This window comes from Nocardioides sp. TF02-7 (genome assembly GCF_022437945.1).
In the GTDB taxonomy this organism is placed as follows: domain Bacteria; phylum Actinomycetota; class Actinomycetes; order Propionibacteriales; family Nocardioidaceae; genus Nocardioides.
Window position 1 is genome coordinate 223,053 of record NZ_CP092535.1, and the last position, 16,131, is coordinate 239,183.

Genomic DNA, 16,131 nt, shown 5'->3' on the forward strand with positions numbered 1-16,131 from the left:
GCGCCGGGACGGCTCCTAACTGTCGCGGGCGATGAGGATGCCGAGGACGGCGGCCGCCACACCGAGCACGACGACGGCGGTGCTGAGCACGCCGAACAGCATGTAGCCGCCGAACCGCCGCGTGCGCGGCGGTACGATCAGGCCGATCGGGACGGCGAGCGTGAGCAGGACGAACGGGAACAGCTCGTCGCCGCGCTCGAAGCCGACCAGCCGGTTGACGATCGCGACGTAGGTGCCGGGCACGACGATCACGTAGGCCATCCCGACGAAGAACCCCGCCAGCGGCACGAACACCGGGTGGTCGCGGTGCCACCACTCGGGGAGCCGGCGCTTGCGGCCCTCGGGCTCCGGCTGCTCGTCACGACGGTCGGCGCCGGAGGCAGGCCGCTCGGCCGCGACGGCCGCCTCGGGGCCGGTCGCGGCGGCCCCCGGGGTCTCCACTGAGTGCTCCATCCTCGATCGATCGTAGCGGCGGGTCGTCCGACCGCTGGAAACCGGGACCTCCGGGAAAATCCCGGTGACGGTGTCGATCCGGTCGGTTCCCCGTTCGACCTGCGGGTGAGAGGGTCCCAGGGCGACCCACCGACGCAGGGAGAAGACGATGAAGTACATGCTGATCATGCGGGCCACGGACGAGGCGTTCGAGAGCTTCCAGGACGTGGACTTCGAGCAGATGCTCGAGACGATGGGCCGCTACAACGAGGAGATGATCCAGGCGGGGGTGCTCCTCGCCGCGGAGGGCTTGGACGCCGACCCGGGTGCGGGCGTGGTCGTCGACCACTCCGCCGAGCCGCCGCTCGTCACCGACGGCCCCTACGGCGAGACGAAGGAGCTCTTCGGCGGGTTCTACATCCTCGACGTCGCCTCCAAGGAGGAGGCCGTCGAGTGGGCGAAGCGGTCGCCGATCACCGGCCCCGGCCTCAAGACGGAGATCCGCCGCGTGGCCACGATCGACGAGTTCCCGCAGGACAACGAGTGGGTCCAGAAGGAGCGGGCCTGGCGCGAGTCCACCGGTCAGCTCTGATCTGAGGCGGTCCGGTGACCGGCGGTCGGGAGGCGCGGCGCGAGGTCGAGGCGGTCTGGCGGATGGAGTCGGCCCGCATCGTGGGCGCGCTCGCGCGGTATGCGGGCGACCTCGCGCTCGCCGAGGACCTCGCCCAGGAGGCCCTCGCCGAGGCGCTGGTCACCTGGCCGCGCGACGGCGTGCCCGACCGCCCCGTCGGATGGCTCCTCACGGTGGCGCGGCGGCGAGCGATCGACGGCTTCCGTCGGCGGTCGGCCCTCGACGAGCGGTACGCCGCGCTCGCGCACGGCCTGGAGGAGGGCGGCGTGGTGACCGGCGCTCCCCCGCCGGACACCGCCGCCGCCCCGGACCTCCTGTGGGATCCCGACCAGATCGACGACGACGTGCTGGCGCTGGTGTTCACCGCCTGCCACCCGGTGCTGTCGAGGGAGGCGCGAGTGGCGCTGACGCTGCGGGTGGTGGCCGGCCTCTCGAGCGACGCGATCGCGCGGGCGTTCCTGGTGCCGACCGCGACGGTGCAGGCGCGGATCACGCGTGCGAAGAAGACCCTGGCCGCGGCCCGGGTGTCGTTCGAGGTCCCCCCGGCCGCCGAGCGGCACGACCGGCTGGCGTCGGTGCTCAACGTGGTCTACCTCGTCTTCACCGAGGGCTCCACGGCTGCCACCGGCGAGGACTGGCTGCGTCCCGACCTGGCCCACGAGGCACTGCGCCTGGGCCGGGTGCTGGCCAACCTGGTGCCCGGCGAGGCCGAGGTGCACGGCCTGCTCGCGCTGATGGAGCTGACGGCCAGCCGCTTCCCCGCGCGCACCGCCCCGGACGGCGCTCCGGTGCTGCTCGAGGACCAGGACCGGCGGCGGTGGGACCGGTCCGCGATCCGGCGCGGGCGGGCGGCCCTCGCCCGAGCCGCGGGCACCGGCCGGGGCCTGGGGCCCTACGGCCTGCAGGCGGCGATCGCGGAGTGCCACGCCGTGGCGCCGTCGGTGGCGGCCACCGACTGGGACCGGGTCGTCCTGCTCTACGACGCCCTCGGCCGCATCGCCCCGTCACCGGTCGTCGACCTCAACCGGGCCGTGGCGGTCTCGATGGCCGACGGTCCGCGACCGGCCCTGGCGATCGTGGACGGGCTGGCAGCCGCGGGCTCCCTCGCGGGAGAGCCACCTGCTCCCCAGCGTTCGCGGCGAGCTGCTCAGCCGGCTGGGGCGCACCGACGAGGCCCGGGCCGAGTTGGCGCGTGCCGTCGAGCTGTGCGGCAACGAGAGCGAGCGCCGGCTGCTGTCCGCCAAGCGCGCCGCTCTCGGTTAACGGCGAACTTACGGTCCGCGTCGCGCACCGTGTTCCGGCGGTAACCAACCGGAAACGCCAGGACGGTGGACTCCTCGGCATGACCCGCTCCCACGACGCGCACCGCCACATCGGCCGGCTGCCGGCGTACGGGTTCTACGGCGGACCGCCCGTCAACCCCGACACCACCGCTCGCGAGTCGGTGGGGCAGCTGTTCGCCGACCTCGACCGCGAAGGCACGGAGCGCGCCCTGGTGCTGCCCAACTACGGCGTGCCCGACCCCGACGTCGCCTTCGCGCTCAACCACCTGGCGCTCGAGGCGGCGCAGAAGGACGACCGGGTCCGGTGCGGGCTCTGGGTGTCGCCGAAGGCATCGGACGCCGCTCGGAACGACGCCGCCCTGGCGCTCGCCGGCGAGGAGGGCGTGGCCGCCCTCAAGACCAGCTTCCTCCTCGGCGGCGGCGTCGACGACCCCGACTGCGCGGCGGAGCTGGAGCGGATCTTCAGCACCGCGGCCGCGCTCGACCTGGTGGTCCATGTGCACACCTCCCCGGGAGCGGCATCCGACGTCGACCAGGTGGGCCGGCTCGTCGAGCGGTACGGCGCGACGACCCGGATCCACCTCGTCCACCTCGGGGGCGGGATGAGTGGCCACCTCAAACTCGTCGGGGGCCGGTTCTTCGACTGGATCGAACGCGGCCTGAAGGTCTACACCGACACCAGCTGGGCGATCGGCTTCGCGCCGACCTGGCTCTGCCGGGAGGTCCAGCGTCGAGGGATCGGCCACGACCGGGTGCTCTTCGCCACCGACAGCCCGTGGGGGCGACCACGCCGGCGAGCACGCCCGGCTCGCTGCCGCCACCGACGACCCCGCGCTGACGTCCGCGCTCTTCCGAGGGAACTTCGAGGACCTCTACGGAACCTGACCAGCCTCCCGCCTCACCAACCGACCGCAGCACACCGAGGAGCACGCCATGACCACCACCGAGACCACCACCACGCCCACCGACGCCGAGATCGACGCGCTGATCAAGGAGAACATGGCGAAGTCGATGGGTGAGATCCCCCATCCCTCGCTCGCGAAGGGCACCAACCTCTACGGCTCCACCAAGGTCTTCCCCGACTTCCAGGCCGAGGCGGGCGAGGCCTACTTCACGCTCGTCCACGGCGTCCCGCACGAGTCCTCGGTGAGCTTCGTCGCGATCCTCCAGGCGACCCGCGCGCTTCGGAAGGGGCTTCGAGTCCGCGATCTACTTCTACGGCCCCGGCACCCTCGCCTGCATGGCCACCCGCGGCTTCCCGACGACCGGCGATGCCGGCTTCCCCGGCGAGCTCAACGCCAACGGTGCGATCGAGACCTTCGTCGCCGAGGGAGGGACGGTCTACTGCTGCCGGTTCGGCATGGCGTTGCACGGCCTCCGCGAGGAGGACCTGATCGCGGGGGTGGTGCCGACGCACCCGCTCGACGTCCAGGACGCCGTCATCTACTACGCCCGCAAGGGCGCGATCATCAACTCGACCTACAACCTCTGAGCGGCCGGGTCGTCATGAGTGCTCCCGAGGCGGCCGGCCGCCGGGTCGACGTCGCCATCCAGGGCATCCGCCTGTTGGACGCGCCCGTCGCCCGCCGGTCAGGCGCGGGGCCGAGCGACGACGGGCACCTGCTGCTCGACGGCGTCGGTGCCGCGGTTCCTCTCAACCCGCGCAGTCCCTACACCGTGCGGGGGCGGCCGACTGCTCCTGGACGGCGCTGACACCGGCGTCGGGGTGGAGGCGGTGGCACGGCCACGGTTCTACGACCTCTCCACCGCCGATGGCGTGTCCTACGAGAAGATCGCCCGGCTCCACGCCGCCGACGTGCTCGCGACGACCGTCGTCCAGACCTGCTCACGGTACGACGAGGCCGAGCGCTGCCGGTTCTGCGCGATCGAGGAGTCGCTGCGCCAAGGCACCACGGTCGCGGTGAAGACACCCGCGATGCTGGCCGAGGTGGCCCGGGCCGCGGTCGACCTCGACGGTGTCCGGCAGATGGTGATGACGACGGGTACGTCGACCGGCCGCGACCGCGGCGCCACCCACCTCGCCCGCTGCGTGCGCGCCGTCCGCGACGCCGTGCCCGGGTTGCCGATCCAGGTGCAGCTCGAGCCCCCGGGCGACCTGGCATCGATCCGCGAGCTGCACGACGCCGGAGCCGGGTCCATCGGGATCCATGTGGAGTCCCTCGACGACCAGGTGCGGCGGCGGTGGATGCCCGGCAAGGGCTCGGTGCCGATGAGCGACTACCGCGCCGCGTGGGCGGAGGCGGTCCGCGTCTTCGGGTGGAACCAGGTGTCGACGTACGTGCTCGTCGGTCTCGGCGAGGACCCCGACGAGCTGGTCCGGGGCTGTGAGGAGCTGATCTCGATGGGCGTCTACCCGTTCGTGGTCCCCTACCGGCCACTCGCCGGCACCCTGGCGAAGGAGGTGGACGGTGTGCCCGCACCGTCGCGCGACGTCGTCCACGACGTCACCAGCCGGGTCGCCGCGGCGCTCCGCCGGGCCGGCATGTGGGGCACGGACCAGGCAGCCGGCTGCGCGGCGTGCGGGGCGTGCTCCGCCCTCGGCAGCGCCTGCGGCGACCGGGAGGGCGGCGTCGTGACCGGGCTGCTCGAGGAGGTGGTCCTGCTCGGGGGGCCGCGACGGGCCGCGGCCGGGACCGGTCTGACCGTCACCGTCGCGGAGTCACCCGCCGACCTGGCGGCCTACCACCGGCTGCGCCGCGAGGTGTTCGTCGACGAGCAGCACCTGTTCGAGGGCTCCGACCACGACGCCGTCGACGACGACCCGCGCACCCGCGTCCTGCTGGCCCGTGCGCCCGGCGGCGAGGTCCTCGGCGGGGTCAGGATCCACCCGATGACCGGGCCCGACCTCGGCTGGTGGCGCGGGAGCCGGCTCGTCGTGGGCCGTGGCGCCAGGATGCTGATGGGCGTCGGCGCCACCCTGGTCCGCGCCGCGTGCGCGGCCGCCGAGCAGGCGGGAGCGCTCCGGTTCGACGCCACGGTCCAGGCCCGCAACGAGCGGATGTTCACCCGGCTCGGGTGGGTGCCCCGCGAGCGGATCGTGCTCCACGACGCCGAGCACGTCCTGGTCGAGTGGCCGGTCGGCCGCGTCCAGCGCCTGGTCGACCGGACGAAGGCCGTGCTCGGACCGCTGGTCGGCAGCCTGCTGCCCCACCACGACGGCTTCCTCGGCGACGACGGGGCCCCGGTGCCGGGGACCGACGTGGTGGCCGCCTGCGACGCCGTGCTGCCGAGCATGGTCGAGCGCGACCCGGAGTGGGCGGGATGGTGCGCCGTGCTCGTCAACGTCAACGACCTGGTGGCGATGGGTGCCACGCCGGTCGGTCTGCTCGACGCGCTGGGCGCCCGCGACGCCAGCTTCGCGCGGCGCGTCCTCCAGGGGTTGCGCTCGGCCTCCGAGGCGTTCGACGTGCCGGTGCTCGGTGGCCACACCCAGCTCGGCGTACCGGCCTCGCTCACCGTCACCGCCGTCGGCCGGGCGGAGAGCCCGGTCCCCGGCGGGGGCGGCACACCCGGCGAGGTCGTGCGCGTGACAGCCGACCTCGGCGGCTCCTGGCGCCCGGGCTACAGCGCCGCGCAAGTGGGACTCCTCCACCCGGCGCTCGCGCGACGAGCTGCGGCAACTCCCCGGCGTCGTGCCGGCGCTGCGGCCGACGGCCGCCAAGGACGTCTCGATGAGCGGCCTCCTGGGCACCACCGGGATACTCGCGGAGGCCTCGGGGTGCGGTGCGGTGCTCGACGTGGCGTCCGTGCCGCGACCCATCGCCGCCGGCGCCGGCGACTGGCTGACGTGCTTCCCGGGGTTCGCCCTCGTCACGACCGAACCGGCCGGCCGGGCTCCGGCACCGCCCGTACCGGGCTTCCTCACCACCGCCGTGTGCGGCGAGCTGGTCCCCGGAGCCGGGGTCCACCTCCGCTGGCCCGACGGCAGGCTCACCGAGGCGGTGTCCGCGGGCGTCACCGGTCTCGGTCCGGCGGGAAGGACCTCGGCATGACCGGCAGCGCCGTCGCCGCCGTCGCCGCCCGTTTCGACCGCGATCTCGACACCGCCCTGGCCTCCGTCGCCGAGCACGTGCACCACGCCCGAGCCCGGGGCGTCGGCCTGCTCGCCCTTCCCGAGGCCGCCCTCGGCGGCTACCTCTCCACGCTCGGCAGCGGCCGGGACGGCCGCCACGGCGACGAGCCCGACTCGCTCCCCCGGTAATCGACGTCGACGGTCCCGAGCTGCAGCGGGTGGCCGAGCTGGCACGGGACATGACCGTCGCCGTGGGCTTCTGCGAGTCCGACGGCCGCCGGCGCTACAACAGCGCCGCGCTCGTCTCCGGGGACGGGGTCCACGGTGTCTATCGCAAGGTGCACCAGCCGCTCGGCGAGAGCCTCTACTACGCCGCCGGCGACGCCCTTCGTGCCTTCGACACGCCGGCCGGCCGGGTGGGCCTCCTGATCTGCTACGACAAGACGTTCCCCGAGGCCGCGCGCACGTTGGCGCTCGACGGCGCGACCACGATCGCGTGCATCTCCGCCTGGCCGGCCTCCCGGACGGCGACCGCCGCCGACCTCGCCGACGACCGTTGGACGCACCGGTTCAACATCCTCGACCAGGCCCGGGCACTGGAGAACCAGGTCGTCTGGGTCGCCGCCAACCAGACCGGCAGCTTCGGCCGTCTCCGTTTCGTCGGCAACGCCAAGGTCGTCGGACCCGGCGGCGAGGTGCGCGCGACGACGGGCGTCGGCGCCGGGTTGGCGGTGGCGCGCGTCGACGTCGAGGCCGACCTCGCGGCGGCGCGTCGTTCGATGTTCTACCTGGGCGACCGGCGTCCCGACCTCTACCCCACCTGGCCACACCCCACCGGTTCGGGTGCCGGCCTCGACGAGGCGGTCGCGCATGCCTGAGATGACGTTCACGGTGCGGTGGCCCGACGGCGAGGTCGACGACTGCTACTCCCCCTCGCTGGTCGTCCACGACCACCTCACCGTCGGCCGGTACGCCGTCGCGGAGTTCCGGCGCCGGGCGACAGCCGCCCTGGACGAGGCCGGCGAGCGGGTCCGCGCCCGGTACGGCTTCGCATGCACGTCGGCGGCGGCCACGCGGGAGCACGTCGAGCGGCGGGCCGCGTCCTTCCCGCCGAACGCGGTCGTCACCGTCCTACGGCTGCACCCGCCGCTCCCGGAGGCGGGCTCGTGACCCCGGCGCGCCGCACGTCCGTGGTGGTGGTCGGCGGCGGGCAGGCCGGGCTCGCCACCAGCTGGTTCCTCGTCCGGGACGGCGTCGACCACGCCGTCCTCGAGGCGGCGACCGCCGGTCACGAGTGGGCCGACACCCGCTGGGACGGCTTCACGCTCGTCACGCCCAACTGGCACTGCCGACTGCCCGGCTACGAGTACGACGGTCCCGACCCGGACGGCTTCATGACGCGCGACGAGGTGGTGGCCTGGCTGGCGGGCTACGCCCCCGGCTTCGGCCCGCCGCTCCGGGAGCACACCCGGGTCACCACGCTGGCGGAGCGGGACGGCGGCGGGTTCCTGGTCGATGCCCTGGGGACGGACGGCCCCGAGCGGTGGCAGGCCGACCACGTCGTGGTCGCCACCGGCGGCTACCACCGCCCGATCGTGCCTCCTTGGGCCGCGGCCCTCCACCCCTCGGTGACCCAGCTCCACTCCGCCGCCTACAAGCACGCGGACCAGCTCCCGCCCGGAGCGGTGCTCGTCGTCGGCTCCGGACAGTCCGGGGCGCAGATCGCTGAGGACCTCCACCTCGCCGGTCGCCGGGTGCACCTGGCGCTCGGCGACGCACCGCGCGTCGCCCGTTTCCACCGCGGGCGCGACTGCATGACCTGGCTCGCCGAGATGGGCCTCTACGACACGGCCGTCGCCCGGTACCCCGGCGGCGCGACCGCCCGGGAGAAGACCAACCACTACGTGACCGGGCGCGACGGGGGTCGCGACATCGACCTGCGCCGGTTCGCGGCCGAGGGCATGGTGCTCCACGGCCTGCTGGACTCCGGCCGGGACCGCCGCGTGACGTTCCAGCCGACGGCGCGGGAGCGGCTCGACGCGGCCGACGACGTCTACCGCTCGATCTGCCGCGACATCGACTCCTACATCGAGCGGACCGGTGCCGACGCCCTGCCGCCGGCGCCGCCGTACCAGCCGGTCTGGGAGCCGGGTGAGGAGCCGACCTCGCTCGACCTCGCCCGCGCCGGCGTCTCCGCCGTGATCTGGGCGATCGGCTACCGGGCCGACCACCGCTGGGTCCGGTCCGGCGTGTTCGACGGGAGCGGTCGGCCGACCCACGCCCGCGGGGCGACGACGGTCCCCGGCCTGTACTTCCTCGGACTGCCGTGGCTGCACACCTGGGGCTCCGGCCGGTTCTTGGGCGTGGCGGCGGACGCCGAGCACGTGGCCGGGATGATCACCGGGCGCCGCGACCGGGAGGTCGAGTCGGCCGCGGACCTCGCCCGGCGCCGCTCTCCCGGCCTGCTCGACCGTGCCGTGGTCGGGGTCGGGTAGCGGCGGTGACCGCGCTGCGGATCGGCGCCGTGGCGGCCCACTTCGGTCGCGACGTGCACCGCGCCCTCGCCAAGATCGAGGGCATCGTGGCGGACGCCGCCGCGGTGGGGGTGCGGCTGCTGGTGCTCCCCGACGCCACGCTCGGTGGCTATCTCTCCGACCTGCGCCATCCCGACCCCCTGTCGCTGCCGCCCGGCCTGAGCGAGGACTCCGCCGAGGTGCAGCGGATCGTCGAGCTCGCCGGCCGTGCCGGCGAGATGGTCGTCTGCTTCGGCTACGCGGAGGAGACGCTCGTGGACGGGTTCCCCCGTCTCCACAACACCGCGCTGTGCGTCAGCGGGGCCGGCGTGCTGGGCCGCCACCGCAAGGTCCACCAGCCGGCCGGGGAGGCGGTCGTCTACGCCGCCGGCGACACGTTCGCCGCGTTCGACACCCCGGTCGGTCGGCTGGGGATGCTCATCGACTACGACAAGACCTTCCCCGAGTCCGCGCGGTCCCTCGCCCTGGACGGGGCGGAGGTCATCGCGTGCCTCTCCGCCTGGCCCGCCTCGGTCACCCACCGCTCCTCGCGGCTGCCGCGGGACCGGCAGTCCCGGCTGTTCGACCTCTACGACTGCGCCCGCGCCGCCGAGAACCAGGTGGTGTGGGTCTCGGCCAACCAGACCGGTGTGATGGGCGGTCTCCGGTTCCTCGGGCAGGCGAAGGTGGTCGGTCCCGGCGGGGACGTCCTGGCCCGGACCGCAGCCAAGGGCGGTCTCGCCGTGGCCGAGGTCGACGTCGACCGCGAGGTCGCGCGTGCCCGTCGCGTCCTCCACCACCTGGAGGAGCGCACCCCGACCGCCTACCGGGCGCTCCGGTGGGCCGACCAGCCCGCCCCGGAGGCATGACCGTGCGGATCGCGTTGCTGACCTACTCCACGAAGCCCCGCGGCGGTGTCGTGCACACGCTGTCGCTCGCGGAGGCCATGGCCCGGGCCGGCGCCGACGTCGACGTGTGGACGCTCGGCCGCGGCGGCGACACCGCGTTCTTCCGGCCGGTCCACCGGCGGGTCGGCGTGCACGCGGTCCCGTTCGAGGCACGCGCCGACGAGCCGGTGGGCGCGCGGATCGTGCGGTCGATCGCGGTGCTGCGCGCGGCGTTCGCCGCAGCGCGAGCGGCCTACGACGTGGTGCACGCGCAGGACTGCATCAGCGCCAATGCTGCGCTGCCCTGTCTGCGCACGGTGCACCACCTCGACCAGTTCAGCACGCCCGAGCTCGTCGCGTGCCACGAGCGCGCCGTGGTGGGGCCGGCCGCCCTGGTGTGCGTGTCGGGCGCCGTCGCCGACGAGGTCGAGCGGGGCTGGGGGCGACGGCCGACGGTGATCCCCAACGGGGTCGACGGCGCCCGGTTCGCGACCGCGGCCGAGGACCGTCGCGGCCAGGAGCGGTGGCGGTCACGGGTCGGGGGACGCTACGTCCTGGCGCTCGGCGGGATCGAGCCGCGCAAGGGCAGCATCGACCTCCTCGAGGCGCACGCGGCCATGGCCCGCGACCGGCCCGCCCTCGCCGACGTACGCCTCGTCTTCGGGGGCGGCGAGACGCTCTTCGACTACCGGCCCTACCGCGCCGCGTTCGACGACCGGGCCCGACGGCTCCGCGCCGAGCCGGTCGTCCTCGGCCCGGTGCCCGACCCGGACCTACCGTCGCTCGTGGCGGGCGCCGCGGCGCTGGGGTTCGTCTCCACCAAGGAAGGGTTCGGGCTCGCCGCCATGGAGGCGCTGGCGGCCGGCGTGCCCGTCGTGGCACGCGACCTCCCCGTGCTGCGTGAGGTCTTCGGCGACGCGGTCAGCTACGCCGCCACCGTCGCCGACATCACCCGGCGGCTCGGCCAGGTGCTCGACCAGCCTCCGGACCCGGAGGCCGGACGCCGGCTGGCCGCCTCCTTCACCTGGGACGCCGCGGCACGTGCGCACCTCGACCTGTACGACCGCGCGCCGTGGGTCAGCTGAAGACGCCGTAGTGCAGCAGCAGCCAGATGGGGGCGATCGTGGCGAGCAGCGAGTCGAGCCGGTCCATCAGCCCGCCGTGGCCCGGGATGATCCGGCTCATGTCCTTGATGCCGAGGTCGCGCTTGATGACCGACTCGCACAGGTCGCCCAGCGTCGCCATCACGACGGCGATCAGGCCGAGGCAGATGCCGATCCACCAGGCCCCGTCGAGCAGGAACACGACCAGCGCCCAGCCCGCGGCCACGGTGGCGACCAGCGAGCCGGCGAAGCCCTCCCACGACTTCTTCGGCGAGATGACGGGCGCCATCGGGTGCTTGCCGAAGAGCACACCGGCGACGTAGCCGCCGATGTCGGAGGCGATCGTCACCAGGACGAAGGTGAGGATCCCGGCGACACCGTCGTCGTCCAGCCCTCCCCCTCGATGCCGCCCTCGGCGAGTATCAGCGCGACGAAGGACCCCAGGAACGGCAGGTACACGAGGGTGAACACCGACGCAGTGGCGTTCTTGACGTAGCCGTCGACGCCGCGGCGGAGCAGCCACAGCATGACCACGAGCGCGGTCACGGCGGTGGCGGTCACCAGCGCCTCGGCGCCGGCGAGGTAGGCGACGACGACCATCACCACACCGCCGACCATCAGGGGCTGCTCGGGCAGGTCGACGCCCTTGGCGAGCAGGCCCTGGCGCATCTCCCACACCGCCGCGACGACGGCGACGCAGACGATGAGCATGAACGCCGGCTTCCAGAAGTACAGCGAGGCGCCCACCGCCGCCAGCAGCACGACGGCGGAGCCCACTGCCGCCTTCAGGTCGCGGCCGGCCCGTCCGTGGTCCTTCTTCGGGGGCTCGGGCACCGCGGCCGGCGTACGGTCGTCGGTCATCGAGGTGTCGTCGTCCAGGAGGTCGGTCAGACCTCGAGGAGCTCGGCTTCCTTGCCCTTGAGCAGCTCGTCGATCGCGTCGGTGTGCTTCTTGGTGACGCCGTCGAGCCGCTTCTCGGCGCCGGTGACGTCGTCCTGGCCGACCTCGCCGTCCTTCTCGAGCTTCTCCAGCGCCTGCTTGGCGGTGCGGCGGAGGTTGCGGACGGCGACCCTGCCCTCCTCGGCCTTGGTGCGCGCCAGCTTGATGAACTCCTTGCGGCGCTCCTCGGTGAGCTCCGGGAACACGCAGCGCAGCACCTTGCCGTCGTTGGCGGGGTTGACGCCCAGGTCGGAGTCGCGGATCGCCTTCTCGATCGCGGCCATCGCGCCCATGTCGAAGGGCTGGATCATGATGATCCGGGCCTCGGGCGCCGTGAACGACGCCAGCTGCTGGATCGGCGTCGGGCTGCCGTAGTAGTCGACCATGATCTTGGCGAACATGCTCGGGTGCGCCCGGCCAGCCCGGATGGTCGCGAACTCCTCGCGGGTCGCCGCGACCGACTTGTCCATCTTGGAGTCGGCCTCGTTGAGGATGTCGTTGATCACTGCGGGCTCACCTCGTCTGGTTCGGATGTGCTGGGGGTCGGACGCCGGTCGGCGGGTCAGGCGTTGGCGACCCTGGTCCCGATCTTCTCACCCGCGACCGCTCGCGCGATGGTCCCGGGGGTGGACAGGTTGAAGAACACCATGTCCAGGCTGTTGTCGCGGGCCAGGCTGATCGCCGTCGCGTCGGCGACCTTGAGGTCGCGCGCGAGGTACTCGTCGTAGGTCAGCTCGTGGAACATCTCCGCGTCGGGGTTGTGCTTGGGGTCGGAGTCGAAGACGCCGTCGACCCCCTGCTTGCCCATCAGGATCACCTCGCACCGCGTCTCCAGCGCCCGCTGGGCGGCGACGGTGTCGGTCGAGAAGAACGGCATGCCGGCGCCCGCGCCGAAGATCACGACCCGCCCCTTCTCCATGTGCCGGATCGCCCGGCGCGGGATGTAGGGCTCGGCGACCTGGCCCATGGTGATCGCGGTCTGGACGCGGGTCTCGACGCCCTGTTTCTCGATCATGTCCTGCAGGGCCAAGCAGTTCATGACGGTGCCGAGCATGCCCATGTAGTCGGCCCGGGCCCGCTCCATGCCGCGCTGCTGGAGCTCGGCGCCGCGGAAGAAGTTGCCGCCACCCACGACGATCGCGACCTGGACGCCGCTCTTGGCGACGTCGGCGATCTCGCGGGCCAGCGCGCTGATCACGTCCAGGTCGAGGCCGACCTGGCCACCGCCGAACACCTCGCCCGAGAGCTTCAGCAGGACCCGTTCGTAACCCGTCACGCAGGCGACCCTACCGGGCGCTCCGCCCCGCCGCTCAACGGATCCGCTGCACCCGCTCGCGGTGCTTGCGGCTGTTGTCGCCGTCGATGTCGGAGTCGCGGGTGCGGGAGATGTGGTCGATCTTCTCCTCGCTGCCCTGCACCGGCTGCGCCTCGATGATGGTGTCCCGCTCGTAGTGGTGGGTCTTGTCGGTGTTGCGGTAGTAGCGGTAGAGCGCCCAGTAGGTGCCGACCGCTCCCGCGGGACCCGCGGCGAGCAGCCACAGGAGGCCCCCCGTCGTCGTCGCCGGCGGCGGCCTGGACGACCGGGGTCGCCGCGTCGGCAAGGGCCAGTGCGAGGTCGAGCATCACGCCACCCCCACCAGGATCGCGCCGGCGATGCCCTCGAGGAAGGTGCCGACCGTGAACGCGGCCAAAAGCAGCTTCCACTGCGCCACCGGGACGCTGCCCATGGTCTCGCCGGTGCGGCCGTTGACCGCGATGTAGTGCAGGAGGCCGCTGCTCTCCTGGCGGTAGGAGTAGAGCCAGACCGGGAGGTACATCGACACCCAGCGGGACCCGCCGACGTCGATCTTCTCCTGCTCCCAGCTCACCCCGCGCCCGAACTTCCCGAGCGTGCCGCTCACCTGCGACCTGCCGATCGAGAGCAGCTGGTCCTCGAGCACCGGCTGCACGCCCGAGACGTCGCGGTCGCGCTTCTCGCTGGTGAACCCGACCAGGTAGCTGGCGTTCCAGCGGACGGCGTTCTTGGTGTCGAACGGGAGGATCGAGTTGATGATGTTGTTGGTGTTGGCGGGGGCCGAACTGCGCCCGCTCCGAGGATCCCTCGAGCGTCAGGTCGTCGACGGTGAACGCCACCTGCCGCGTGAGCTGGTAGACGTCGGCGGCGTAGTAGGTGACGGTGTTGTCGCCGCTCTTCTCGGTCCACCGCCGGGTCTGCACCTCGCCCTTGCCCCAGTACTGCGACTCGGCACGGGCGTCGACCACCAGGTAGGGCAGGTAGACGCCGAGGACGTTCTCCGGCACGAACTCCTTCTTGAACCGGCCGAGCGCGAACAGCCGGCGCTTGGAGGCGAACTCGCGGATCTTCTCGACCGCCTCGTCCTTGGTCAGCCGGAACGGCAGTACGGCGTCCGGGACGGCGCCGTTGGGGACCTGCTGGTTGACGTTCAGCGTGTGGCGGCACCAGTGGCAGCGCGCGTTGAGCGAGTGGGCGGTGTCGACGACCACCTCCGCGCCGCACGCCTCGCACTTGAAGGTCAGCTGGTCGGCGACGTCGGCCTGGATGTCCTGCGCCCCGCTGGCGATGACCGTGCCCTCGAGCTGGTCGATGCCCTCGCCGAGGCCGAACTCCTCCTCGACGCGGTCCTCCTGCCACTCGTGCCGGCAGAACAGGCAGACCAGCTGCCCGGTCGAGCCGCGCAGCCGGACGTCGGTCGACCCGCACTTGGGGCAGCGGTTGAGCCCGTCGCTCAGCGACTCGTTGACGGTGTCGATGTCCGGGCCGGGCTCGGGCTCCGCCCGGGCCGCGGCCAGCTCCTTCCTCCAGCGACAGCGGAGGGCTGTCGAACACCGGGTCCTTCGGACCCGCGGGATCCTGCGTCATGTCAGAGCCCGAGCGCCTTCGCCTTGGCCGCGTCGTAGTCGGCCTGCGTGATGAGGCCGGCGTCGAGCATCTCCTTGGCGCGCTTGAGCACGGTCATCGGGTCCTCCGCGGCCGGCTCCGCGGGCGCAGCCGGAGCCGCCGGGGCCGCCGGCGCGGCCGGGGCTGCCGGCGGTGCCGGAGGGGTCTGCTGCACCGGCTGCTGCAGTCCGCCGAGGCCGCCGGTCGCCATGCCCATCCCGATGATGCCGCCGGGGCCGGCGTTCTCGCCCGCCGCCTCGAGCCCGGCGGCCACCGACGCCTGGAGATTGCTGTTGCCCCGCGAGCCGGAGAGCGCGTCGGCGCGCTGGACGTTCTTGAGCAGCTCGCGGGTGTTGGCGTCGTACTCGATCGAGATGATCGCGGTCTTGACGATCTCCAGGCCGCGGTCGGTCCGCCACTGGTAGTTGGCCTCGACGGCTGCGGACAGCGACTGGGCGAAGCCGATCGAGTCCTGCTGGAGCCGCGTGATCCGGTTGCCCCTTCGCCGGGTCGTTCGTGTACATCGAGAACGCCGGGGCGAGGGAGCCCACGACCTCGTTGAACAGCTGCTCGCCGGCCGGGTTGTCGATGTCGGTGAAGTCGAAGACCGCCCGGCCGCTGATCACGTTGGCGGGCACGAAGTTGCGGATGAAGGTGAGCGGGTCGACGATCCGCAGCGTGTAGGTGCCGCGGGTGATCGCCCCGACCTGCGTGTTGAGGAACGCGTCGTCCCAGTAGATCTCCGACTGGGTGCCGAACCGGTTGTTGGGCAGCTCCTTGAGCGCGACGAAGACCGCCGTCTGCTGGGCGGACGGACGACCGCCGAACTTGAACCGCTCCCAGCTCTGCTTGACGATCGAGTCGACGAGGCCACCGCCGGAGAACACCGACTGCGACGCCGGCTCGTCGGACTGCCAGATGTAGGCACCCGGCTCGGCCGCGAAGCCGGTGAACGCGCCGTCCTCGAGGAGCACCAGGCCGTAGCCCTCGGGGACGATGATCTTCGAGCCGTTGGTGATGATGCCGGCGGAGCCGCTGTCGTTGCTCCCCCGGCCGGCGTTCCGGCCCTTCGGCACCGCAGGGAAGAGCGCGGCCGTCGGGGGCAACCCGTCGGGGAGCCCGTAGAAGTCGAGCCACTGGTCGCCGAGCGTGCCGCCGACCGCTCCGACGGCGGCCTGGATGAGTCCCATCTGCCGATCTCCTTCACCTGGTGCAGGGCGCCCGCGTGACCACGGGCGGACGTCCCGACGCTAGTCGACGCCGGGCGCAGGTGGGTGCATTCCCTGCGACCGGACCGGAAAACCCTCCTCCGGGAGGAACCCCGTCGCCACACGGCCGGAGCCGGGCCCCGAGCGTCTGCTCGTGGACCCGGCTCCGGACCGGTGCTGCGGGGTCGTCCGCGCCGCGCGGA

General features: G+C 73.0%; 19 protein-coding genes. 11 read left to right on the top strand and 8 right to left on the bottom strand.

Annotated features, from left to right (window positions below; translation table 11 throughout):
• Positions 1 to 15: 15 nt before the first annotated feature.
• A complete protein-coding gene (locus tag MF408_RS01210) occupies positions 16 to 621 on the bottom strand; it encodes a hypothetical protein (RefSeq protein ID WP_240249942.1) in 606 nt (201 codons plus the stop codon).
• Between MF408_RS01210 and MF408_RS01215 the strand changes: the two genes are divergently transcribed.
• From MF408_RS01215 to MF408_RS01260, 10 genes are read left to right on the top strand one after another with little or no spacing between them, the layout of a single operon-like run.
• Positions 602 to 1,024, top strand: a complete 423-nt coding sequence (locus MF408_RS01215) for a YciI family protein (protein WP_240249943.1) — start codon at positions 602 to 604, stop codon at positions 1,022 to 1,024. The two genes, MF408_RS01210 and MF408_RS01215, sit on opposite strands and share 20 nt — an antisense overlap.
• A 14-nt stretch (positions 1,025 to 1,038) precedes the next feature.
• The gene (locus MF408_RS01220) at positions 1,039 to 2,370 is read left to right on the top strand and encodes a DUF6596 domain-containing protein (protein ID WP_240249944.1); all 1,332 of its coding nucleotides are present in this window, start codon (positions 1,039 to 1,041) and stop codon (positions 2,368 to 2,370) included.
• A gap of 35 nt (positions 2,371 to 2,405) precedes the next feature.
• On the top strand, positions 2,406 to 3,365 hold the full coding sequence (locus MF408_RS01225) for an amidohydrolase family protein (RefSeq protein WP_240249945.1): 960 nt from the start codon (positions 2,406 to 2,408) through the stop codon (positions 3,363 to 3,365).
• Positions 3,280 to 4,059 carry a hypothetical protein gene (locus MF408_RS01230; RefSeq protein WP_240249946.1) on the top strand — a complete coding sequence of 260 codons (780 nt, stop codon included), beginning with the start codon at positions 3,280 to 3,282 and terminating at the stop codon, positions 4,057 to 4,059. Before MF408_RS01225 ends, MF408_RS01230 begins: the two co-directional genes overlap by 86 nt.
• Before the next feature lie 13 nt (positions 4,060 to 4,072).
• The gene (locus MF408_RS01235; protein WP_345893821.1) at positions 4,073 to 6,568 is read left to right on the top strand and encodes an MSMEG_0568 family radical SAM protein; all 2,496 of its coding nucleotides are present in this window, start codon (positions 4,073 to 4,075) and stop codon (positions 6,566 to 6,568) included.
• A gap of 29 nt (positions 6,569 to 6,597) precedes the next feature.
• A complete protein-coding gene (locus tag MF408_RS01240) occupies positions 6,598 to 7,257 on the top strand; it encodes a carbon-nitrogen hydrolase family protein (RefSeq protein ID WP_240249948.1) in 660 nt (219 codons plus the stop codon).
• Positions 7,250 to 7,549: an MSMEG_0570 family nitrogen starvation response protein gene (locus tag MF408_RS01245; RefSeq protein WP_240249949.1), complete on the top strand. Its 300-nt coding sequence runs from the start codon at positions 7,250 to 7,252 to the stop codon at positions 7,547 to 7,549. The genes MF408_RS01240 and MF408_RS01245 overlap by 8 nt, the downstream gene beginning before the upstream one ends.
• Entirely contained in the window at positions 7,546 to 8,874 is a 1,329-nt protein-coding gene (locus tag MF408_RS01250; protein ID WP_240249950.1) for an MSMEG_0569 family flavin-dependent oxidoreductase, read from the top strand. Before MF408_RS01245 ends, MF408_RS01250 begins: the two co-directional genes overlap by 4 nt.
• Positions 8,875 to 8,879: 5 nt before the next feature.
• Complete coding sequence (locus MF408_RS01255) at positions 8,880 to 9,761, top strand: carbon-nitrogen hydrolase family protein (RefSeq protein ID WP_240249951.1); 882 nt, start codon at positions 8,880 to 8,882, stop codon at positions 9,759 to 9,761.
• Complete coding sequence (locus tag MF408_RS01260) at positions 9,758 to 10,864, top strand: MSMEG_0565 family glycosyltransferase (RefSeq protein ID WP_240249952.1); 1,107 nt, start codon at positions 9,758 to 9,760, stop codon at positions 10,862 to 10,864. The genes MF408_RS01255 and MF408_RS01260 overlap by 4 nt, the downstream gene beginning before the upstream one ends.
• On the opposite strand, the gene MF408_RS26450 is transcribed toward MF408_RS01260, so the two are convergent.
• From MF408_RS26450 to MF408_RS01285, 6 genes are read right to left on the bottom strand one after another with little or no spacing between them, the layout of a single operon-like run.
• Entirely contained in the window at positions 10,857 to 11,231 is a 375-nt protein-coding gene (locus tag MF408_RS26450) for a phosphatidate cytidylyltransferase (RefSeq protein WP_345893822.1), read from the bottom strand. The two genes, MF408_RS01260 and MF408_RS26450, sit on opposite strands and share 8 nt — an antisense overlap.
• A complete protein-coding gene (locus MF408_RS26455) occupies positions 11,228 to 11,743 on the bottom strand; it encodes a phosphatidate cytidylyltransferase (RefSeq protein WP_345893823.1) in 516 nt (171 codons plus the stop codon). The genes MF408_RS26450 and MF408_RS26455 overlap by 4 nt, the downstream gene beginning before the upstream one ends.
• A gap of 26 nt (positions 11,744 to 11,769) precedes the next feature.
• Positions 11,770 to 12,324: a ribosome recycling factor gene (frr, locus tag MF408_RS01270; RefSeq protein ID WP_240251575.1), complete on the bottom strand. Its 555-nt coding sequence runs from the start codon at positions 12,322 to 12,324 to the stop codon at positions 11,770 to 11,772.
• 59 nt (positions 12,325 to 12,383) lie between these two features.
• Complete coding sequence (gene pyrH, locus MF408_RS01275; protein ID WP_240249953.1) at positions 12,384 to 13,097, bottom strand: UMP kinase; 714 nt, start codon at positions 13,095 to 13,097, stop codon at positions 12,384 to 12,386.
• A gap of 34 nt (positions 13,098 to 13,131) precedes the next feature.
• The gene (locus MF408_RS01280) at positions 13,132 to 13,422 is read right to left on the bottom strand and encodes a hypothetical protein (RefSeq protein ID WP_240249954.1); all 291 of its coding nucleotides are present in this window, start codon (positions 13,420 to 13,422) and stop codon (positions 13,132 to 13,134) included.
• A 21-nt stretch (positions 13,423 to 13,443) separates the two neighbouring features.
• Positions 13,444 to 13,770, bottom strand: a complete 327-nt coding sequence (locus MF408_RS01285; RefSeq protein ID WP_240249955.1) for a hypothetical protein — start codon at positions 13,768 to 13,770, stop codon at positions 13,444 to 13,446.
• A gap of 76 nt (positions 13,771 to 13,846) precedes the next feature.
• On the opposite strand from MF408_RS01285, the gene MF408_RS01290 reads away from it, so the two are divergent.
• Positions 13,847 to 14,740, top strand: coding sequence for a hypothetical protein (locus MF408_RS01290; RefSeq protein WP_240249956.1), 894 nt, complete (start codon positions 13,847 to 13,849; stop codon positions 14,738 to 14,740).
• Here MF408_RS01290 and MF408_RS01295 read toward each other — a convergent pair.
• The gene (locus tag MF408_RS01295) at positions 14,699 to 15,910 is read right to left on the bottom strand and encodes an SPFH domain-containing protein (RefSeq protein WP_240249957.1); all 1,212 of its coding nucleotides are present in this window, start codon (positions 15,908 to 15,910) and stop codon (positions 14,699 to 14,701) included. The genes MF408_RS01290 and MF408_RS01295 overlap by 42 nt on opposite strands.
• Positions 15,911 to 16,131 lie beyond the last annotated feature (221 nt).